This window comes from Anaeromassilibacillus sp. D41t1_190614_C2 (genome assembly GCF_015558525.1).
In the GTDB taxonomy this organism is placed as follows: domain Bacteria; phylum Bacillota; class Clostridia; order Oscillospirales; family Acutalibacteraceae; genus Anaeromassilibacillus; species Anaeromassilibacillus stercoravium.
In genome coordinates this window covers 80438-101607 of record NZ_JADMOD010000002.1, presented here as the reverse complement: position 1 = coordinate 101607, position 21170 = coordinate 80438, and the positions used below count along the sequence as shown (strand labels likewise).

Sequence of the window (21170 nt, the reverse complement as noted above, 5' to 3'; positions counted from 1 at the left end):
CTTTTCATCAGCGCAAGTAGAACGTCCCTCTAATTTTTATTATACTACCAAAGAGATGTTAAAGTTTTGTTTACATCTAAAATTTTATGCGCAAAGGTTACCTTTGCAATCCATCCAACGATCGGTTCAGAACGCCTATTTCTAATCTCCTTACCTATTTATGGATGGACCACAATCTCCGCAATAATGATGAAAATATTTTCCGCTGGTTCTGTTATGATGTGTCATAGAAAGGAGGAGATATAACTGGAAAACAAAACTATCTGTGTCAATGCCGTTATCGACTATGTCGAAAGTCATCTTGATGGCAAAATCGAATTGGAAATGATTGCAGGGGCTATTCACTATTCAAAGTATCATTTGCACCGCCTTTTTGCGGAAACAGTAGGAATGACCGTGCATGATTATGTGCAACGCCGTCAACTGACCGAGGCGGCAAAATTATTGATCTTCTCTGATAAACCAATCCTTGAGATTGCCTTTCAATGCGGATATGAGAGTCAGCAGTCGTTCTCGGCAGCCTTTAAATCCATGTATAAATTGCCTCCTGCGGCGTACCGGAACAATCAAAACTTTTATCCTTTGCAGTTGCGATTTCCTTTGTGCAGAAATATATCCATCCTAGAACCCGCAAAGCAAAACATCCGCCAAGCTGAACTTGCGGACATCCCTGCTTGGATGGACTTAATGCGGCTCTCTATCGATGGATATCCAATGATGGATGAAACCGTTTATTTAAAAAAGCTCAAGGGAAGTATACTCGAAAAACGCGCGCTTGTGCTAAAAGATGGAAACATTCTGATCGCTGCAATGGCGTTTACTTATGCCCCGGGCAGCATTGAATTCTTTGGTATACACCCTCAGTATCACAGTTGCGGTATCCAAAAGCTATTTTTAAACACTTTATTAGAAACCTATCTGCCCCGGCAAGAAATTAGTACAACAACCTTTCGTGTAAATGATAAAGCCGATTTAGGCCATCGCAAGAGATTGATACAACTTGGCTTTGTAGAAAAAGAACGGCTGACTGAGTTCGGATATCCGACACAGCGCTTTGTCTTTACTCCCCCTAAAAAGGAAGAGGGACACATCCATGAAAAATAGGCAACGCATCAGCTGGAAAAAACGCGCCATCCTCTTCCTAATCAGCCAATGCATCACACTTTTTGGCTCAACGCTTGTCCAGATGGCGCTCGTATGGTATGCAACCATGCAAACATCCAGCGGTGCATGGGTGGCATCCTTTACCATTTGCTCTTATTTGCCGCAATTTTTTATTTCATTTTTGGGTGGCATATGGGCAGACCGGTATAATCGAAAAATACTAATTGCCAGCGCAGATTCTTTGATTGCTTTTGTTACCCTTTTGATGATATTTGCAATTCCACTCATTTCATCCAATACGGCTCTATTGTCCAGCCTGCTTGTTATGTCGGCCATTCGTTCTCTCGGTGCAGGAATTCAAACCCCGGCAGTGCAAGCTGTGATCCCGCAACTCGTCCCAAAAGGCCAACTCATGCGGTATAACGGTATCTATGCAACCATGCAGTCCATTGTCAATTTTGCTGCGCCAGCTGCTGCGGGGGCTGTCTTTTCCATCAGCACACTACCTGCGACTCTGATGATTGATGTTGTAACAGCACTCCTTGGAACAGGCCTTTTGTCTTTCCTTGTTCTCCCGAAGCAAAACCCTATTGCCCAAAAGGATTCCCTTTGTTCCGACATAAAAACCAGCGTAAAATATGTTTTCGCAGATAAACCGATCGGAGTACTGTTGATTGTATATGGACTGTTCACGTTCTTTTGTGTCCCAGCTGGTTATCTCGCAGGGCTTCTCGTCCGGCGCACTTTTGGAGATACTTATTGGTGTCTCACCGCAGTGGAATTGGCCGGCTTTGCAGGCATGATGGCCGGGGGTGTTATAATGAGCATATGGGGCGGCTATCAGCGCGGAGAAACGACTTTGGCGATGGGCCTTTTGCTTTTTGGATTCTTTGCAGCCAGCATGGGCTTTGCAAAAAACTTTATCCTCTATTTGTGCTTCATGCTTTTTTACGGAGTGGCGCTGACAATCGTACAAACAGCTATTACCACCATGTTACAGGAAAAAGCTATCCCTTCCATGCAAGGGCGTGTTTTTGGATTATTCAGTACAATGTACGCTGGATTCTTGCCGGTTGGTATGGCAATCTTCGGCCCATTGGCCGATATGGTCCCACTGCAATGGATTATCATTGGAACTGGAATCGCGCTTATCCTCCTTGGCGGCATCGTCACCCAAGCCCGGCAGCTCAGGACGGTTCAAAAATAGCTACTCCTACACAAACTGTAATTGCTCCGCAGCGGTTTGAGATCCGATCTCAAACCGCTGTTATTTTTCATAGGACTATACTTTGCATTCAAAAGTTCCCTTTAAAAGGATGGAACACCTTTGCAGGATCATTGCCCTGGCAGATCTCGTTCCACATCAGGTTCCTTTCCATACTAATTTGGGGATTCATTTTTTCTTTGTACAACTCGGAAGCGATTTTGAGCTTGTGCAATCCGTTCGTTGATTCTTACCGCTTGTACGCCGTGTTTCGCCTGCTGTGCTGCCGTGCAATCCGGGGCTCCGCTCTTGGTTTTTGCTTCCACTTTTGCCGTTTGGAGTACGCGCTGGCCCTCATTTTGTTGAACCTTAGCGCATTCTCTCCTATCCTGAAATACACTCTTTAGAAAATTGGCCATGGTTTTCCCTCCTTTATGTCACAACCGTCTGCTTTTAAAACATCCTCGGGCCCGTGGCTTTATGCTCTTTTGCGAATGCCTGCATTGTATCATCCAAATATTTTGAAAATGCTGAAGATTTGTTTACGAAACGTAAAAATATAGCTGTATCTACCTTCGTTGAGTCCGTAGGACACAAGGAAACGGGTTTACTGCCAACCGGAAAGGGAATTCCGGCTGTAGTAAACCCGTTATGTTCCCATATTATCATCATTCCGTTTGGATAGGGCCAGCCGCGTGCCTGCCAGAAAGAGACTGTAGGTCGCCCTCAAAATAGCTCGCCCTCTCGGCAGCTGGTTACGCCTTTGGGAAAACTACCGTAGCGCGGACCCCATCCGGGACGTTTTCCACCCGATACGCCGCCCTGTGCCGGTCTAAAACCATCTTGACAATGTACAAACCCAGGCCGCTGCCACCGGTTCCGCGGCTACGGGAGGCCTCTACACGGTAAAATGCTTCAAAGAGATGCGGAAGATCCTCTATCGGGATTTGGACTCCGCTGTTAGAGATGGTGAGAATTATTTTTTCCTCTTGCTCAAAGAGGCAAACCTGTACTGTCTCCCCCTCTGGCGAATAAAGTAACGCATTAGACAGCAGATTCCCTACGGCGCGCTGCAACAGCACACGATCGCCTTCGACAATCAAATTTGACACAGCCTCGACATATAACGCCTGTCCCCGTAGCATGGCCAGCTCTTCCATTTGCTGCACCTGCTGTTCTACCAAACGAGTGAGATCCAAGGATTCGCGCTTTAACGGCACGTCTGCACGCTCCATGCGTGAAACCATCAGAATTTCCTGTACCAGCGCTTCCATCCGGCTAGCGACCGCAAGGGAACGCGCGAGATATTTTTCTCGATCCTTGTAGATATCCACCCCGGCAAGCATCCCTGAAAGCTGTCCCTTCAATACGGTAATTGGCGTCTTTAGCTCGTGAGAGGCGGCGGAGAAAAAGGTTGTCCGCTGCTTCTCCAGCTCCCGTTCGCGGTCGATGTCCTGGCGCAGCGCACAGTTGGCCTCTCGCAAATCGTTCAGAGAGGTGGAAAGGCGCTCAGAGAGTTCATTGAGGTTCCGGCCCAATACGCCGATTTCGTCACCGCGCTTTTCCTGACATTTATAGCTGAAATCCAAATTTGCCATCCGTTGCGAAATACCGCTGAGCTGCACGATTGGACGGGTGATATAACGGGAATAGATAATCGCCCCTAATAGGGAGATCACCAGGGCGACAATCAATAAAAAAGGCAGCACCTGGCCCAATGCTTCGACTGTCTGGTTGGTAGCGGTGACACTGCTGAGCACCGTCATCGTATAGGGCATGTCGCTTCCCTGAAACGAAAAGGAATATTGGGCTGCGTCGCTCGTCACGGTCACCAGCTCGTCGGAGACTTGGAATGTGTCCTCCGAAGGGCTTCCAGCGTCTGTCTTGCTCTCTTCCACAGGCGCGCTTTCCGAACCGTCCTGGAAAACCATGACGTTGTCCTCCTCTTCCAAGCAATCGCTAGCAGTTGCAATCGCAATCGAGTTTGGTAGCTCAACCGGATTTCCCTCTGCATCGCTTACCAAGATACTCACGCCAGTGTCAAGGATAAAACGGTCTACTAAAGGGCCGCACTCAGCCAGCGTGGTTTTTTCCAACGCTTGCGTCAGCGCCGTCGCCTTTTCTGCCAGGTCGCTGTTCACAATTGTGCTGTAGGAAATCGGCGTCGCCCAAGCAACAAACCCATAGGTCAATGCGCAAGCCGCCGCCAAAATCGAAAAGGTGATTAGGAAGATGCGGAGCGTCAAGCTGCCGCCAACCCGCTTAATGCACTTTTTCCACACGATACCCCACCCCCCGGACCGTCTCAATGTAATCTCCTTTGAGCTTCTTACGCAAGTTTTTGATGTGGCTGTCTACGATGCGTTCATCACCCAAAAAATCGTAATTCCAGAGTTTTCCCAACAAGACAGACCGCGTCAGGACACGCCCCTGATTTTGCAGAAGCTCCCGCAGTAATTCAAATTCCCGGCTGGTCAGGTCGACCGGTTGGCCACCCTCCGTCACCCGGTAGGCATCCAGGTCAAGAATCAGATCCTGATAAAGCAACAGGCTATTTTCCACTTCGCCATTTCCCGCGCGGCGAAGTACAGCGGCAATTTTCCGCAACAGGACCGGCATAGAAAATGGCTTTGTCACATAATCATCGACATCCAGATCAAAGCCCTTGAGCTGGTTTTCCTCCGCATCCAGGGCGGTGAGCATGATGACGGGCACGCTGGATTCCCGGCGGATCAACTCGCAGACGCCGTACCCGTCCACCTTGGGAAGCATGATATCCAAGAGGATTAGGTTCCAAACACCGCTGTGAAAACGATCCAGAGCGGCAAGCCCATCTCCTGCCGTACCGGTTTCATATCCTGCATCGCGCAGGTACGCGCAGAGCATCTCCTGGATATCCGGATCGTCCTCCACCACGAGAATTCGTTTCATTTTCATCAACTCCTGTTTGGAAGTATAACATGGAAATTTGAAATTTGTATGGATTTTTTACCGATCCCAGATTTTCCCTCGTAAAGGCCATAAAAACCGATTGGCCGGCAGGCCGCCCAGGGAATTATAAAAGGTCTCCTTTGCGCTGGACATAAAATGCCCCCGGATGAAGCTTTTGGCTTACATCCGGGGGCAATCGCCATTGTCTCTTTACAGCACCGGGTGCTTGAAAGACAGACGGGCTTTATTCATACCGCAGGGCATCAATTGGATCGAGTTTTGCCGCTTTATTCGCCGGGTAATAACCAAAGAACACACCGATCAACATGGAGAACCCAACCGCAATCACAATGGAGACGATAGAAGGCACTGCAGGCATTCCCAACAGGACACCGCCCGCATAGCCGAGCAAGGCGCCCAACAGGATTCCCAACGCACCGCCGATGACACAGATGATCATGGATTCCACGATGAACTGCGTCCGTATCGCACTATCTGGCGCGCCAAGCGCTTTGCGGATGCCGATTTCACGGGTACGTTCTGTTACAGACACCAACATGATGTTCATCACGCCAATGCCGCCGACTAGAAGCGAAATGCCAGCAATGACAGCAATCGCAGTGGAGATCGTGCCTAACATGTCGTTGACCTGTTTGACCATAGATTCCAGACTCTGCGCCTCGCAGTGCATCGTTTCATTTTTTACATAGAAGCGGTCGTTGAAAAATCCCGCAGATTCTTCCGCAAACGCCTGATAGTCCAGGCCCGGCTGGACAGCAATGTAAAAGTAATAGTATCCGTCGGGGGTATAATCCAACACACGGTAGGCCGTCGAAATTGGGATATAGATGGTGCTGCTCATCCCCGCCGAACCCATCAAGAAACTGTTCGCCTGATCCTCATAGACTCCAACGATCGTGAAGGTCTGACGCCCACCACTGTCCATCTGGATCTTGATCTCCTGCCCTAGGATCTCTTGATTGCCAGGAAAGAGCGTGTCTGCCAAAGATTTCGCGATCACAGCTACATATTTTCCGCGTTGCGTGTCGGATTCGTTGATGAAGCGGCCGCGAAGCATATCCACCTGTGTCCCGGTCGCACCCGTCGCAAACCCTTCGTTAACTCCTTCCAAGCTCACCTTGTTGTCCTCATGGAATTTGGTGATCACGCCGCTTCCGGCACTCTCCATCAAGCCAATGCCGACAATTTCATTTCTATATTTGTTCTGGTACTGCTCGATCATCTCGTCCGTGATGAGGTCGTCTTCCGTATAAGTATAGGAACTGGTGTAGTCGCGAGGAGTAACCTGGATTGCAACGTTGTTTACGCCCATGCTTTCCATAGAGGAACTGACCACACCGGTCATAGCATCGCCTACGGACGTAATCGCGATCACCGAACCAATACCGATGATAATGCCCAGCATGGTGAGCAAGGCGCGCATCTTATTGGAGATCAAGCCCGCGACAGCGAGGGAAATATTTTCAAACAGATTCATGCTGCACCTCCTGCTTTCCGGTGCGCTTGTCGCGTTCCTGAACGATCCGGCCGTCGTGGATGGTGATAATCCGCTCTGTTTCCTCCGCAAGTTCGTTGTTATGGGTGATCAAGATGATGGTCTTCCCTTGCTTCTTATGCAGTTCATGAAAAATGTCCATCACCAGGCGGCCGGTATTGCTGTCCAGAGCGCCGGTTGGTTCGTCAGCGAGGATGATCGCCGGGTCGTTGGCCATAGCGCGCGCAATCGCCACACGCTGCTTCTGGCCGCCAGAAAGTTCGTTGGGCATATGCTTGGCACGCTCCGACATTTCCACCATCGCCAAAAGTTCTTTCGCACGTTTGCTCCGTTCTCGTTTCGGAATCCCCGCGTACAACATCGGCAGTTCTACATTGCCTTGGGCGGTAGAACGCGGAATAAGGTTGAATGTTTGGAATACGAAACCGATCTTGCGGTTGCGTATCTGGGAAAGCTTCCGACTGTTCATCTCCGTCATGGGGACGCCGTCGAGCGTATATTCACCGGAAGTCTGGTGATCCAAAGCGCCGATGATATTCATCAGTGTGGATTTGCCAGAACCAGACGCACCTACAATGGAAACAAATTCCCCCTCGTGGATTTCCAGGCTGATTCCGTGCAGGACCTCCAGTTCGTTGGGCGTCCCGATGTAGTAGGTTTTTACAATATCGTGCATTTCGATAACTGTCTTACTCATCCGCCACAACTTCCTCTCCAGCCGTACTACCCGCCGCATCCTGCGGCAGTACGCCAGCTCCTGGCATGGTGGATACCGGCATTCCCGGCTGAATCTGCTTGCCGTCCGAAATAATTTGCATCCCTTCAACGAGGCCTGTGCCGGAAATTTCCACCTCATAGTCGGTCTCTAACCCCAGTGTGACTGGAACTGCTTCCGCAACCATACTTCCATCCTCCTGCGCTTTGACCGTATACACAACCGAGCTGCCATCCGCCGCTGTAGAAATAGCATCATATGGAACTGCGAAAACATTGTCCTTCTGCTCAGTGATAATATCGGCGCGGGCTGTCATACCAATGCGCAGGTTCGTTTCTTTGGAGGATACAACCACTGTGGCATCGAACTCCACATCTTTGGTATTTGCTGTGTTGGCGGCCTCCGCTGTTTCCGGTGTACGGACCGCTGAAGGGGAAATCTTCTCCAAATAGCCATCATATTCTTCATCCCCGGTGGCATCTGCCTTGATGATGGCCGCCATATTCGGCTTGAGGGAATTGACATCATACTCTTTGATCTTTACATCGACCTGAAGCGCGTCGGTATTTTCAATCTGGAACAGGACACCGTTCGGGGCCGCCCCCTCTGTCGCATAAACTGCAGTAATGGTACCGGAGGCCGGCGCAGTCACTGTACACTTGCTCAAACGATCCTGCATATTTTTGAGCTCCTCGCGCTGTGCGCGGTCATCAGCAGAAAGCTTGCTGGTCTCGATCGCTTGGAGATCGTCCTCTAAGCCGTGCGTCACAGCGGCCTGGGTAGCCTTCTGCGCTTTTAAGGCGTTGTTATAGGCATCCTTTGCAGCTGTGAACTCTGTTTCATATGTACCAAGCTGGTCATTCACCGCTTTTTTTGCGGCATCCAAACTCTGCTTCGCTGTATTGTATGCCTGCTGTGCATCGGTGACGTTCCGACGCAGCTGTTCGATGCTAAGTGTCTGCGTGCCGCTCATATAAAGCGCATCCGCCTCATCTTCAGCCTCCGCCAAGGATTGCTTTAATTCAAGCACATCGGCTTTGAGCTCCTCCACATCATCGTCGTCGTTTTTGACAGCGCGTTCATATTTCTTCAAGGCTTCTCGATAGTCCCTCTCCAAGTCAGTATAGTAGCTGCCAAGTTCATTGCGGCGGTCTTTCAAAGCTTTTTCTGCTCGGCCGAGTTCTGTCGAAGCGGTGTCATAAGCAGATTGCGCAGAAATCAACTCCGTATTGAGATTGCTGTCTAACTTGGCCTTGGCGTCATCTAGATCTTTCTGCGCATTGTCCATTCTGCGCTTGGCATCGTCTACATTCTGCTGAGCGGTGTTCAAATCGGTGTTTAGCCCCGCATTTAAGGTTTCCATCGCATCGTCGTATCGTTTTTGGTTTGTTTCAATCTGCTGTTGGTTGTTTGCACTGGCTGTTGAGATGGAAATCTGCTGCTGCTTAATTTGCTGCTGCAGGTCCTCAGAATCCAACACGCACAAGACATCCCCTTCGTTGACATGGTCCCCCACCTCGACTAAGATCTCCTTCACCGGATAAGTCAAGTTGGTATAAACGTTTACAGAGTCCGTGCTTTCAACATTGCCATTGGTGCTGATTGTGCTGCGCAGCGTTGTCTTTTGCAGCGGTGAGAGCTCCACTGGAAATGCAGCTGTGCCCGTATCACGCGGACGGAAGACCATAACGCCCACAGCCACAGCAGCCAAAACGCCAATGATGATCAAAACCTTTTTCTTTCTTTTCACGCTATTCAGCCTCCATCACATGTTCCATGCGCCATAGGTTCACCAACCAGTAAATCTCACAGCGCCAAAATATGCTGTAAAAGCGGGCTGTTTATTCCTAGAAAAAGTAAGCCTTTTGGAAAATCCCGCTGATACAGTTATATTGTACCAATAAATTAATACAATGGTACACTCGGTTTTTCAAAAAGTCAATACATCTATCATATAATTAAGATTTATTTAAGTTTCTTCACCTTTTCGTAAAATATATAAGCCGTTTATTAGATATAATACCTAAAACCTTTTGGAAAATCAACGGGAATCCTTCCATTTATTTTCCATTAGGCAAAAAGAAAATTGTTACAATTTCAATGCCGGCCGATAACGAAACGATTGAACACTCCCATAAAACCTCTTAAATTAGTACCGATATGAAAAATCCCCTCTCAAAAAGAGCGGGGATTTTTTAGGTCGCAGGTTTAACAGCAATTTAAAGGGTCGCTACTATATCCTGCAATCGCTTTTTTACTTGTTCTAAATCGGAACTGCACAATAGTGGAAGAATCCCTACCAACTTTTCCGGTGCAAAATCCCACCATTTTACTTGTAAAAGCAAATCGATGAGATCCTCGGAAAACCGTTTCTTGAGGAATTTTGCTGGATTTCCACCGACTACATGATAAGCTCCAACGTCTTTCGTCACCACCGAACGCGCAGCGATGATTGCGCCATCTCCAATTTTGACGCCGGGCATGATAAGACTCTCCCGGCCAATCCATACGTCGTTTCCTACCACTGTGTCCCCCTTAAAGGGCAGTTGCTCCAGGTGGGGCGGTGTATGCTCCTCCCAAGCTCCACCAAAACATGGAAGGGATACGTTGTGACGCTGCTGATCCGGTGGTTGGCCGTGTTCATAAGGAACTGCGTTCCACTTGCTATAGAACAGAACTTTCCAATAATCAATCGGTCACCAAATTCTGGCCAGTTAAACAGCACATTATTTTTTTCGAATCCCGTGGGATCTACTGGATCATCATATGGGCAATATATATTAGGAAAACCAGCAAACGGATTAGGTAATAGGGCCATATATCAGCCCGCGGCCTCTTGAACCATAGGGGCGTTGAGCTCGATATATTCAGCCATGCGGCGGAACTCGTCAGCGTATTTGAATTTCACGCTAATATTGCCGCCCTCGTAAACTTTGATATAATCAATGAGCTCGGCCAGAATTTCCCGTGTCAGTTTGTCGATGTTCTGATATTTGAGAAATGCTGCCAGGAAAGGACTTTCTGCATCCACGCCGTTTTCCAGTTGTTCCTGCTCGTCTGTCAGCGTCCGCAGGACATTATTTAGGGCCTCGGCTTGCCGTTCATAGTCCTCGCTCATGTGGCGGTAGTCGTTGCGGGTGATTTCCCCGTCTTTCCAGTCTTGATAAAGGGTTTGCTTATATCGCATGATTTTAGCAAGCTCTTTTTCTTTTGCGGCGATGGCATCCTCCAGCCGCTTTGACTTGCTTTTTTTGAGGGGCGCGGAATTGATACGGGACACCAACTCTGAATAGGCAACAGCCAAATGTACCTGTTGTTGAATTGCAAACAGGACGCCCGCCTCCAGGCGGTCACTCTTGATGGAGTGCATGGTGCAAGCCTTTTTTGAAAGGCTTTTATATGTTCCGCACTGGTAATAGATATAAATGCCTTTTGAAGCGATACGGGACATCGCCCTGCCGCAGTCGGCGCATTTCAGAAAGCCGCTGAACAGGTAAAGCTGCTTTGCCTTTGGAGCTGTGCGCGTGTCGCGTTTGAGCAGGCCCTGCACCTTATCAAAGGTTTCCCGGTCAATTATGGCCTCGTGGGTATTTTCTACGATAAACCAATCTTCCTCCGGCACCCGCTCCTGGATATGGATTTTATAGCTTTTCACCCGTTGACGGCCCTGTACCATATCCCCCACATAGACGCGGTTTTTCAAGATCGTGTCTATGGTAATCGTGCTCCACATAGGATTGCTTTGGGCGTTGGGAGCATTGTATTTGAGCCCCTGCTGTTTCTTGTAGGCCGTGGGACAAAGGACACCATGATCGTTCAGATAATAGGTAATCCCGCGCTTATTCATGCCAGACAGAAACATGGAAAAAATGCTTTTGACTACTTCGGCGGCCTCCGGGTCAACCAGCAGAGCGTGTTTATCGCCGGGGTCTTTCACATATCCATACGGAGCATACGAGCCGATAAACTCACCATTGCGGCGCTTCATATCAAACACCTGACGGATTTTCTTTGAGGTCTGGTAGCAGTATTGATCGTTCATTACGTTGGTAATGGGGACGATTATATTTGATACGCTGTCGGGGTTGCGGTAGCTGTCCACGCCCTCCGCCAAGCTGATAAAACGGACGTTGAGCCGGACGAAAAGATTTTCAATCAGGTTTCCGGCATCGGTATAGTTTCGGGAAAGCCGGGACAGGTCTTTTACAATCACGCAGTTAATTCTGCCGCTGGATATATCGGACAGGAGCCGCTGAAAGTCCTCGCGGTTGGTGTCCGTACCTGTTTTTCCGTCATCCACATATACGTCCGCTTCCGCGCCCTCATAGAACTCATCCAGGTGGGCCTGGTGGTATTGTTCCAGGAGCCGCCGCTGGTTTACCACGCTGTTGCTTTCATCGCGGCCACGGAGCAAATCTTCTTTAGAAAGGCGAATGTATTTCCCTAATCTCCAGCGCATCACATTGTATGAAGTTGGGGAACTGGCGCTCATTGTCCCCCGGTTTGCTGTTCTTGCCATGTGTCCTCCTTCCTATCACATTACATCTATATTATACCTCTGCACCGGGGGTACAACAAGGATGACTCCACCTCTGGACAAAGTGTCTGGAAGTAGCGGATCGTTACAGTCCGCTTTTCTGCCGCAGGAAAAAGCCCGTCAGCAGTTCCTGGAGAGAGGGGCCGTCCTCGGCAAATTCCAGCTTGATGGCCATATCGCCATAGCGGAAACAATAGGGGTTTTTCAACTGTTCCAGCATACGAGCAGCTCGCTTTTCCAGCGGCAACGAATTATCAAAAACAAAACCGCTTGCGTCAACAAGCGTTTCCTTATCCACCGCGTCAAGATTGACGCTCTGCATCTTTTCAATCACTTGTGCGTTTAGCTTCACAGAAAACCTCCTTTGCAGTTATTCGCCAGTATTTCCAATGATGAGCAGAAACGGCCAGCACCACGAAAGTGCTGGCCGTCCGGCTAAATGGCTACCTCTGGACAAAGTGTCCAGAAGTCAGTAAGGGCTTTCCTCAAAGTGCTGCTGAGCCTCTTCCAGACTTCGGATGTCGAAAACCTCATAGAGCTCCGCCACCACGCGCCGGATGTCGTTGGGAGAAAACCCGCAGTTCTCCATGGCATAGATGACATAGCCACGGCAAGCGTTGTTGCTCCACGGCTGGGACAGCATAGCAGCCAACATAGGATCATAGTCCATTCTGTAATCCCTCACTTTCATAAATGGCGGGGAGCGCCGCGCTCATTTTCTTGCCCCGTCATAAGACAGCCATACTCGGCAGCGGCGCTCCCCCACAAAGGGGGGCGGCGGCCTGTGGCCCCCGCGCCTCCTTTGCGGAGAGAAAACCTCCTCTCACATACCACCAGAAAAAGAGGGGTGAATGGAGATGGTAACTTAGAAATTTTCCTGCAAATATTTTTTCATGCGCTCAATCCCGCATTTCACGGAGCAGCGGACGGCGCTCTTGTCCACGCCCTCCTCGCGGGCGATCTGACGGTAACTCTTTCCCAGGATCAAATGAGCGTCCACGCGGCGGCCCTGGATTTCCGGCAGGGAATTGAGAGCGTTCCACAGCCGGAAGAACAGCTCCTTGCGATCCATGAGCTCCTGGGGGCTGGGCTCGTGCAGGCAGGCGGAGTATTCGATCCCATCGTCACAGTCCAGGGAATAATAAGCCTTGTTGTAGCGCACCCGTTCCGCATGGGCGGCCTCGCGCCGCTTGCTGGCCATGAGTTCCTCGGCTACCTCGTCAGGCACCTCCACCAGCTCGTCCGTTAAGTACCAGTAATAAAAATCTTTCAGATTGATCGTTGTCATAGCGTGTCCTCCATTTTGTTTCGGTTGATGGGTTGAGCGGAAACAAAATGGGGAGCTGGCGGGGAGCGGCACCCTGGGGAGCCGCCCCGCACTTCTGGACAAAGTGTCCAGAAGTCGGACAAACAAAATGCGCCTGCGCGACACAAAGTCACGCAAGCGCACGAAATGATAAATTCATTTATGTACTGCCAAACTGCATATCCACCGCCGGACTGATCCTGCTGAGCGGGTGGACTTTTTTTGACAAGTTAGAGGGATGAAAAAAGAAAAAGGACACAGCGATACCTCCCGGACACCGCCGTATCCTTAAAAAAGGGCGACTTTAACACACCCCCCGTATTCTTATTTTTCAAAAAGAAAACGGCGGCCTTGATTTCTCAAAACCGCCGTCAGGCTACTGTATTATGTCAGGGCGCATGGATGACCAGCCGCCGAAACAACGGTTTTTTTATTATCCCGTGTTTCGCAGCATATCGCTTTATCGCGCGATCATATGACTATATTCTTGCGTTCTTGATGCACTCTCGTTTGTAATGCAGATTAAATAATCACCATCTTCTGGAATTGTAAAGGAAATGGGTGTCACCTCATTGCTCTCAACTACCTGAGATGAAATTACCTCTGTTTTATCAGCAGTAACCAAGCTAACTTGAACTGGAATGTCCGCATAAACACACTGAATGGAAAACTCAATTACAGTATCAGCTTCATAGAAGGTATTGTTTGCTCCTGTACCGAAATTGTAGTAGATAGACGACTTGGCGGCAATCGAGGTTTTTGTGCCTTGTGTGGGGAAATTAGCAATCCCATCTTGTTCCGCAGTTGCATCATTGCCGGAATTGTTGCTTTCCTGGTCTACCTCGGCAAACGGACTTTGATCTACTTTTTGAACAGCGACCGTTCCATCACTCTTTACATTATCATCGGTAGCAGACAACTGGCCGAACAATTTCTCCTTAGAAGTGTCGGCAGTAGCATCGGAATTTGTTGCGGCAAATGCCGTTGTTGCACCAGCAATCAAGGCAAGTGCCAAAGTACACGCCAAAATAGATGTCTTTTTGAATTTCATAATTGCTTCAATCCTTTCTGAAATTGCATTTTTGCCAAAATGGCTGTATAAAGCGGACATACCGCTTCTCTTTTCCTCCATTTTAATTAACATCAGCGCATAGGAGGAACGATTTTTTTCACCCATCATTCGGATAACCCAGGCATCACACGACAACTCTATATCCCGGTTGGCGAGAACATACATGACCCAAACCAACGGATTAAACCAATGGATGCAGAGTACAGCAGCAAAGAGAATTTTTGTGATTGCGTCAAAGCGCCGAATGTGGACATATTCATGGGTCAGTACATACTTCAATGCCGCCTGGTCATTTCGATCAAGTTTTTTGGGCAATAGGATCACCGGATGCAGGATGCCATAGGTCAGCGGAGAGGAAATCAAATCTGAACTCCGCACCACAAGGGGTCTGGAAATTTGGTGTGCGGTCAACCAATTTTGGATATACGGTGTGTTGTCGGGGATAGACATTCTAAATTTCCGCATACTCCGCAGATAAGAGATGGAGAAGTAGAGCACTAACAACAGCGCACCAACCAGCCAAAGCATCACAAAGATGGAAATGCGTTCTGTTACAGGACTTGGAACAGCCGTACCTATATCATAAGACGGCGGACTATCCCCCGGTAAAGTAGAAGCGATATTTCCAGAGGGTAATTCTTGAACCACATCTGAAAAAACATCAAGGCCGATATGGATGTTGAAAGGCAGCGGGATGGAGAATGGCAGGAGCAAGCGCAGAGCCGCGATCATCCACAACGCTAAAAAGGTTGTTTTAGGCAAACGATGGATTGCCAATGCGCGGATAACCACAATGAATAAGATCAATACTCCTCCGGCCACGCTCATTTGAAATAGGCTCATGCGTTACCTCCTATTCCAATTCAGCCACCATCCGGCGCAGATTTTCAATTTGCTCCCTGGATAGCTTTTGATTGTCCAGCAAGGCGGCAAACAGTTTGTCGGGGGAGCCGTCAAACAGCTTGCCAATCAGCTCCTCTGCCTCCGCCTCTTGCACAACCTCTTTTGTAATTAGCGCATGGCACATGAAGTTTGGTTCGCTACGCTCAATGGCACCTTTCGCGATGCACTTTTTGATCACGGTGTAGGTGGTGTTCATGTTCCAGCCGATTTCCTCTTTGAGAATATCGGAAATTTGCTTTGCGGTCTTGTCACCTTCTTTCCATAGCACATCCATGACTTTTAGCTCGGAATCAAAGAGCTTAATTGCCATATCATCAAATCCTTTCTTTGAACTATTGCAATAGTTTATGCTACAATACTATCACAATAGTTTCCAACTGTCAACACTACTCCAATAGTGTAGATGAAAACATTCTGTGAACATGAAATTATTTAGTCGGTAACATGAAATATACAGTCGTTCAAATAATAACACCTGAAATGTAGAATTACATTAGGTGATGTTATGAAGATTGAGAGAGATGAACGACGATTTGATTTTCACGATATTGGGCTCGCCATCAAGAGAGCGCGGGAAGCCAGCGGGATGACACAGGAGCAACTGGGCTATATTGTTGACCGGGCTCCGCGCACTATCATGTATAACGAGAATGACGGCCAGCACCCCAGCCTTAACACCTTTTATCAGATGGTGACAATGTTTGATATATCGGTAGATCAATATTTCTATCCGTCCAAGAATAAGGGTAGTGAGTGCAGAAAGCGGATTGACGCCATGCTCAACGCTCTGGACGAAAAGGAATTGAAAATTGTAGAAGCCACGATCCAAGCGATGATAGCGGCTAAAGAAGCGGAGGATGCGTAAGAGAAGCACGCGCCTCCGTTTTTTCATGCCACGTTGCGGGGTTGCGCGGTTTCGGCAAGCAATTCGGGTGTGGCCACACTCCGAATTTTTCACAGGCCGCAGGCCCGTGAAAATGCTTGTTGGGGAGCTCCCCAAACCCGCTGAACTTCTGGACAAAGTGTCCAGAAGTCCCGGCGCAAGCGCCTGTTGTCGGCGGCCCGGAGCTAACGCTCCTGGGCCTTATTTTTTTGCTCGTCCGTGTGGCCGAGCAGATGATCGATATTCGCCTTGACCGCCACAGCCTGCCGCATATCCGACTGCGCTTTGCGGTATTCCGCATAGAGGGCCTTTTTCTTTTCGGAGAACTCCCGGCGCTGCTTTTTCAGCGTGTCCATTTTGGGGAGCTTTGCCCCGCCCAAAAGCTCACTCATGGCCGTCTTTGCCGCCCGGTAGTCTGCCAGCTCCACCTCGTGCTGGGCCAGATATTTTCTGCTATACCGGGCCGCCTTGTAGCCGTCAAACACAGGCCGCGTCTTTGCATACTGCACCACCGCGCCCATGAGCTCGGAGGTTTTGGAAAGGGCGGCCTCCGTGTCCCGCAGCTCCTCGGCCAGCTTGTGAGCCCGATCCACCGCCGCCTCGGTGCTTGCCGCAAGAGCCTCGTAATCGGCAAGCCCATGCTCCCGGAGATACAGGAGCGCGGCGGCCATCTGCTTTATGTTATAGACTTTGGCCCACCGCTCATAGGCCGGGCCCTTGCCCTGGGCCATGCGTTCTTGAATGTCGATGATCAGATTGACGCGCCGGGCCGGGGCCGGGCTGTCCTGGGGAAGCTCCGGGATGGGCCGCTCCCCGGCAATCGCCGCCCGGATGTCATCGGGATCAAAACCGGGGCCCAGGGTAGAAGCCCGCAGGCGGGTGTACTTATCCTGCCCAGGGGCCAGGAATGAGATCGCGCCGCCCCGCCCATGCTTCACTTGAAAGCCGGACTCCTCCATATGCCGTAGGAACGCTAGAAAGTCGGCGGGCTTTTGCTCCAGGGCCGCCACGATCCCCAGCCGCACCCGCTGCTGGGCCGAGGGCGGCTTTTCCCCGATCCATTGTCCATAGTGGAGAAAGCGACCTTTGCTGTGCTGCTTCGGATTTTGAATGACAGACAGCTCGTGCTCAATGCACACCCGGTCAGAGAGCCTCCGCACCGCAAAGCTGGAGCCGATGAAGTTATGGAATTTCCGGGAACAGTCCTGGGCGGTGGAGTTGTAATAAATGTGATTGTGAATGTGCCCTTTGTCAATGTGGGTACAGACAAAGAACTGGTACTTGCCCTTTGTCCAGCGCATGGCTGTTTCATAGCCGATTTTGTTTGCCTCCTCCGGCGTGACCTCGCCGGGCGGGAACGCCTGCCGGATCTGAAAGAACAGGGCCCCGCGCTCCACGGCCCGGCCCGTTTCCGCCTGGTACTGGCTTTTCAGCAGCAGAAACTCGGCGGGGGCGGATGCAGGATCACAGAGATAGGCAGACACGGCCCCCAGCTTTTTCGGATTGAGCCCATAGGCAAACCGCTCCTCCATCGTCTGGATGGCCGTTTTCCCAGCCGCTACCTTGTAGGGCCGGATGTAGGTTGTAGCGATAGCCGCACCTCCTTTCCCAGCAGAAAAAACGGGCGGCGGTCTGTTCCACCCGCCGCCCGGAACTTCTGGACAAAGTGTCCAGAAGTATCAGCTTGCCATAAAATCCATCGCCGCATACTTCACACCATAAAGGCGCTCCACCAGCCAGCCGCCCAGGGCCGGGAGCCCAAAGGGAGAAACCAGGAACGCCAGCACGAACATGGCGATGCAGCCTGTGGTCTGCCCGGCCAGCAGGCAAAGGATCGCCAGCAGGGACAGGCCCACACACGCCACAACGCACACAGCGCCCGCCACGCAGGACAGGAACGAGAGCACCGCCACGGCGAGGATCAAGGCCAGAATAAAAGGAGCCACGATAATTTTTAAGATCGTCCGCATGGTTCATACCTCCTACAAAAGTTTGATATTTGCCTCTATATGTATATTATAACTCCGTAAGAGGGGGCCAACAAGGATGCCTCGGCTATCCCCACCTCTGGACAAAGTGTCCAGAAGTCGAGATAGCCGGGGAACGGCGCAGGGCCGCTCCCCGGCAGGTCAGAGCCGCACAATGGCGGAGAGCTTTTCCAGAAGATCGGACAGGGGCCGCCACAGCTTTTCATAGTCCCGCTGCAACGTCTTGATCTCCTCCGGGTAAATACCGCCGTAGGTGTTCGCCTGGATCGCCACCTGGTTTAAGTTGTTGGAGCACCGACGCTGGAGCGACACCAGCTCCTGGACGGGTGACAGGTCAACATGGAGTACATAGCCATTGAGGGCCATTTTCCGCATATAGGCCCCCATATTGCGGATGCCCGCCTCGGCCATGCGCTCCTGGATCAGCACCAGCTCCTCCTCGGACACCATCACATGAAGATGGATGGGGCGGCGGCGTTTCTTTGTCACCGCTCCTCCCGTTCCAGGCTCCGGCTGGTACGGGGCGGCTCCTTTACCTTGTCCAGCGCCTTGTCACGCTCCGGGGACAGCGCGGGGATCGGCGTACCGAACACCCCGCAAAGCCGCTTTACTTCCAGATCGGCAAAATCCTGTTCACGCTTCTTGTCCATAATCATCCTCCTATCTGTCGCCCCGGTCAGGGGCTTTCTTTTTGGGTGCGTCCGGGGCCCGCTGCTCCTGGGCCTCCCGTTGGGCTGCTTTCAGTTGTTCGGCAATCGGGCGGGGCCTGCCGCCGCTTTCCCGGCGCAGCTCGGAAATAACCGGGGCGGGCTGGAGCTCATAGTCCGCCGCTTGCTTTTCAGTCAGCGGTTTGGTGTAGGTCAGATGGCCCCAGGCCAGGAACGCGCCGCCCTCCACCGGGACTCGCTGATCGTAGTTGACGATTTCATCCGGGGCGTTGTGGGGCGGTTTGGGGAATGTTCCGATGTCCACCGGGCGCTGGGTGGAATAATACTTGTAAAGGCCGGGAGCCTCGACCTGCACCACCTTGACCTTGAAAAGCCGCTGGTAGTCCTGCACCCGGCCTGCAAAGTCCTTTTCCATAGCGTTCAGATCGTTGCCATAGTGTCCCCATTCATATTGCCGTTGGCCCTTTTCGTCATCGTAGCAGGCCCATGTTACATAGGGGGATGGGGCTGTGGGATGATGCCCCAGGGCAAAGCCCCGGCCATTTTCCAGCATAACAGCTTTCAGAATGGAATAGCCTTGATTTTTGTCCATTGTACCTCCTTTCCGGGATCGGGCCACTTCTGGGCAAAATGTCCAGAAGTGACGGTTTAAGATGTGGAAAGCATTTGGGCAAAACGGGGCAGGCCATAGAAACATACGGCCTACCCCGAAAGCGGCCCCGGAGAGCCTTGTAATATGGGCGTTTTCCGGGGCCTAATTTTCCACACATCACCTCCGTTTTTTTCGCATATACTCCCGCTTTTGCCGCCGCAGGGCGATCCGGGCACAGGACTCGGAGCAGTAGGCCAGCCGCCCATCCAGAGGGACGGGCCCGCCGCAGATGGGACAGAGCTTAAACTCCGGCCTGGGCCCCTCGGTCAAAAGGGCGGCCTCCAGCGCCGGATCGAGGGGCAGCACCGCCTCCCGGAAATAGCGGCACAGCGCCCCCGTCCAGCATTTCCCCAGCATATAGCACTCACAGTCCAGGGGCAGGCAGCCATATTCCTTGTCATAGTTGGCGCACCACTTTGTCACCAGGACGCGGATTTTCCTTTTTTCCTCGCGTGTCAGTTCACGGGACACGGCTTCACCTCCCGCCAGCCGGGGCCCGCATAAGCTCCCGGTAGCAGGACACGCAGCCGATCCCGCGCCAGTAGGGACACCCGGAGCACCGGGAGCCCCTGGGCGGCTTTGCCGGGGCCGGAGCCTGGGGGCGGGGCTTCTGCTGCATCATCTTTTCATAGGGGCTGTTGGTAAACCTCACTTGTCCGCCTCCTCTCCGTCATCGTCCTCCTCGTCCCAGGGCGGGCCGTCCTCGTCCCCGTAGCCGTCCGGCTCGTCATAGTCCGTGAGCTCGTCGCCGTAGTCCTCCTGGGGCGCGGCGGCTTTCTGCTGTTTGGGGCGCAGCACCTTGAAATAGAACACCGCTCCGCCGCCCAACAGGGCCACGACCAGCACCGCCAGGAGCATCCCTGTATTGCCGCCCGTTTCCGGCTCGGCCGCCTCCGGGGCGGGCTCCTGGGTTTCCGTGGGCTCCGGCTCCGGCTCAACGCCCACGCACTTGCTCATATTGACAGAGCAGACGGCGCAATCCGTATTGACGGCCCCCGCCTCGCATTTTTCAGAGCAGGAGCACACCGCCTGTTCCACGCCAGCGGCCTCCGCCGCAGCCAGCAGATCAGCCTCATCCACCACGCTGAAAAAGTAGGTTTCGTACTGTTCGCCCTCTTCGTCCACGGGCTTGTCATAGTCAATGACGATATAGAACATATTGCCGCCGCTGGTCTGGACGGTAATAAACTGCTTGTTGGTGTGCTCGTCATAGAGCAGATCGCGGGTCACAAGGCTGCCCTCTTCGGAAAAGCCCTCGCCGGGCTCAATGGTGGGCTCCGGGGCGGGAGCTTCCTCCGTCATGGTGGGATCGCCGTAGTCCGCGCCCTCGCCGCCGTCCGCGTAGGCATACGCCGGGACACTAAAGCCGCATAAAAGAACGACGGCGCAAAGCGCCGCCGCCATCACCCGAAAGCGTTTCATCTTCAATTTTCCTCCTTTCCGCCGTCCTCGGACTTCTGGACACTTTGTCCAGAGGTGCCGCCGTCCCGGAGCCGCTGGAGTACCAGGGGCAGCTCCTCCAGGGAAACGCTCATGCCCCGCACAATGTCCACGATCTCCTCGTTTTCCGCCTCCCGGTGCTTTTGTTCCAGCTCTTTCAGCCGGGCCTGCTGTTCGCTGATTTTGACCTTGACCTTATCAATCTCGGCCTGGATTTTCTGGCTTTTGCTTACCGCCATAGATACCTCCTT

24 protein-coding genes and 1 pseudogene are annotated in these 21170 nt (G+C 51.5%); 3 read left to right on the top strand and 22 right to left on the bottom strand.

Annotation, left to right across the window (positions count from 1 at the left end; all coding sequences use genetic code 11):
- Positions 1-246 precede the first annotated feature (246 nt).
- Entirely contained in the window at positions 247-1104 is an 858-nt protein-coding gene (locus I2G69_RS03620) for a helix-turn-helix domain-containing protein (RefSeq protein WP_195560264.1), read from the top strand.
- Positions 1094-2311, top strand: a complete 1218-nt coding sequence (locus I2G69_RS03615) for an MFS transporter (RefSeq protein ID WP_087232160.1) — start codon at positions 1094-1096, stop codon at positions 2309-2311. The genes I2G69_RS03620 and I2G69_RS03615 overlap by 11 nt, the downstream gene beginning before the upstream one ends.
- Positions 2312-2484: 173 nt before the next feature.
- Here the strand turns inward: I2G69_RS03615 and I2G69_RS03610 are convergent, their stop codons facing one another.
- From I2G69_RS03610 to I2G69_RS03550, 13 genes and pseudogenes are all read right to left on the bottom strand, one after another.
- Entirely contained in the window at positions 2485-2727 is a 243-nt protein-coding gene (locus tag I2G69_RS03610; RefSeq protein ID WP_087232162.1) for a hypothetical protein, read from the bottom strand.
- 336 nt (positions 2728-3063) lie between these two features.
- Positions 3064-4590 (bottom strand): sensor histidine kinase, encoded by a 1527-nt coding sequence (locus tag I2G69_RS14145; protein ID WP_195560233.1) that lies wholly within the window; start codon positions 4588-4590, stop codon positions 3064-3066.
- A complete protein-coding gene (locus I2G69_RS03600) occupies positions 4571-5239 on the bottom strand; it encodes a response regulator transcription factor (RefSeq protein ID WP_087232167.1) in 669 nt (222 codons plus the stop codon). The genes I2G69_RS14145 and I2G69_RS03600 overlap by 20 nt, the downstream gene beginning before the upstream one ends.
- A 244-nt stretch (positions 5240-5483) precedes the next feature.
- Complete coding sequence (locus I2G69_RS03595; protein WP_087232170.1) at positions 5484-6737, bottom strand: ABC transporter permease; 1254 nt, start codon at positions 6735-6737, stop codon at positions 5484-5486.
- Entirely contained in the window at positions 6724-7452 is a 729-nt protein-coding gene (locus I2G69_RS03590) for an ABC transporter ATP-binding protein (RefSeq protein ID WP_087232173.1), read from the bottom strand. The genes I2G69_RS03595 and I2G69_RS03590 overlap by 14 nt, the downstream gene beginning before the upstream one ends.
- On the bottom strand, positions 7445-9220 hold the full coding sequence (locus tag I2G69_RS03585) for an efflux RND transporter periplasmic adaptor subunit (RefSeq protein WP_195560232.1): 1776 nt from the start codon (positions 9218-9220) through the stop codon (positions 7445-7447). The genes I2G69_RS03590 and I2G69_RS03585 overlap by 8 nt, the downstream gene beginning before the upstream one ends.
- Positions 9221-9823: 603 nt before the next feature.
- Positions 9824-10007: pseudogene (locus I2G69_RS14505) on the bottom strand (chloramphenicol acetyltransferase); the annotation flags it as partial.
- A gap of 284 nt (positions 10008-10291) precedes the next feature.
- A complete protein-coding gene (locus I2G69_RS03575) occupies positions 10292-11989 on the bottom strand; it encodes a recombinase family protein (protein WP_195560231.1) in 1698 nt (565 codons plus the stop codon).
- 103 nt (positions 11990-12092) lie between these two features.
- The gene (locus tag I2G69_RS03570) at positions 12093-12359 is read right to left on the bottom strand and encodes a DUF6870 family protein (protein ID WP_006573369.1); all 267 of its coding nucleotides are present in this window, start codon (positions 12357-12359) and stop codon (positions 12093-12095) included.
- Positions 12360-12476: 117 nt separating this feature from the next.
- Positions 12477-12677 carry a hypothetical protein gene (locus I2G69_RS03565; protein ID WP_130871112.1) on the bottom strand — a complete coding sequence of 67 codons (201 nt, stop codon included), beginning with the start codon at positions 12675-12677 and terminating at the stop codon, positions 12477-12479.
- Positions 12678-12872: 195 nt separating this feature from the next.
- A complete protein-coding gene (locus I2G69_RS03560; RefSeq protein WP_006573372.1) occupies positions 12873-13295 on the bottom strand; it encodes a sigma factor-like helix-turn-helix DNA-binding protein in 423 nt (140 codons plus the stop codon).
- A 478-nt stretch (positions 13296-13773) separates the two neighbouring features.
- A complete protein-coding gene (locus I2G69_RS03555; protein ID WP_177364436.1) occupies positions 13774-15228 on the bottom strand; it encodes a M56 family metallopeptidase in 1455 nt (484 codons plus the stop codon).
- Positions 15229-15238: 10 nt separating this feature from the next.
- Entirely contained in the window at positions 15239-15598 is a 360-nt protein-coding gene (locus tag I2G69_RS03550; RefSeq protein WP_130870228.1) for a BlaI/MecI/CopY family transcriptional regulator, read from the bottom strand.
- A 195-nt stretch (positions 15599-15793) separates the two neighbouring features.
- On the opposite strand from I2G69_RS03550, the gene I2G69_RS03545 reads away from it, so the two are divergent.
- A complete protein-coding gene (locus I2G69_RS03545; protein ID WP_195560230.1) occupies positions 15794-16153 on the top strand; it encodes an XRE family transcriptional regulator in 360 nt (119 codons plus the stop codon).
- 203 nt (positions 16154-16356) lie between these two features.
- Here the strand turns inward: I2G69_RS03545 and I2G69_RS03540 are convergent, their stop codons facing one another.
- The 9 genes from I2G69_RS03540 to I2G69_RS03500 form a co-directional block, all read right to left on the bottom strand.
- Positions 16357-17703, bottom strand: coding sequence for a relaxase/mobilization nuclease domain-containing protein (locus tag I2G69_RS03540; RefSeq protein WP_195560229.1), 1347 nt, complete (start codon positions 17701-17703; stop codon positions 16357-16359).
- 147 nt (positions 17704-17850) lie between these two features.
- Entirely contained in the window at positions 17851-18141 is a 291-nt protein-coding gene (locus I2G69_RS03535; RefSeq protein WP_195560228.1) for a CD1845 family protein, read from the bottom strand.
- Positions 18142-18300: 159 nt separating this feature from the next.
- Positions 18301-18648, bottom strand: a complete 348-nt coding sequence (locus tag I2G69_RS03530) for a plasmid mobilization protein (protein WP_195560227.1) — start codon at positions 18646-18648, stop codon at positions 18301-18303.
- Entirely contained in the window at positions 18645-18809 is a 165-nt protein-coding gene (locus I2G69_RS03525) for a hypothetical protein (protein ID WP_195560226.1), read from the bottom strand. The genes I2G69_RS03530 and I2G69_RS03525 overlap by 4 nt, the downstream gene beginning before the upstream one ends.
- Positions 18810-18819: 10 nt before the next feature.
- Entirely contained in the window at positions 18820-19419 is a 600-nt protein-coding gene (locus I2G69_RS03520) for a hypothetical protein (RefSeq protein ID WP_195560225.1), read from the bottom strand.
- 177 nt (positions 19420-19596) lie between these two features.
- Positions 19597-19950 carry a cysteine-rich VLP domain-containing protein gene (locus I2G69_RS03515; RefSeq protein WP_195560224.1) on the bottom strand — a complete coding sequence of 118 codons (354 nt, stop codon included), beginning with the start codon at positions 19948-19950 and terminating at the stop codon, positions 19597-19599.
- 4 nt (positions 19951-19954) lie between these two features.
- Positions 19955-20131, bottom strand: a complete 177-nt coding sequence (locus I2G69_RS03510; RefSeq protein ID WP_007491259.1) for a hypothetical protein — start codon at positions 20129-20131, stop codon at positions 19955-19957.
- Entirely contained in the window at positions 20128-20901 is a 774-nt protein-coding gene (locus tag I2G69_RS03505; RefSeq protein ID WP_195560223.1) for a DUF4366 domain-containing protein, read from the bottom strand. The genes I2G69_RS03510 and I2G69_RS03505 overlap by 4 nt, the downstream gene beginning before the upstream one ends.
- Positions 20902-20903: 2 nt before the next feature.
- Positions 20904-21158 carry a DUF4315 family protein gene (locus I2G69_RS03500; protein ID WP_195560222.1) on the bottom strand — a complete coding sequence of 85 codons (255 nt, stop codon included), beginning with the start codon at positions 21156-21158 and terminating at the stop codon, positions 20904-20906.
- Between the last annotated feature and the right edge of the window lie 12 nt (positions 21159-21170).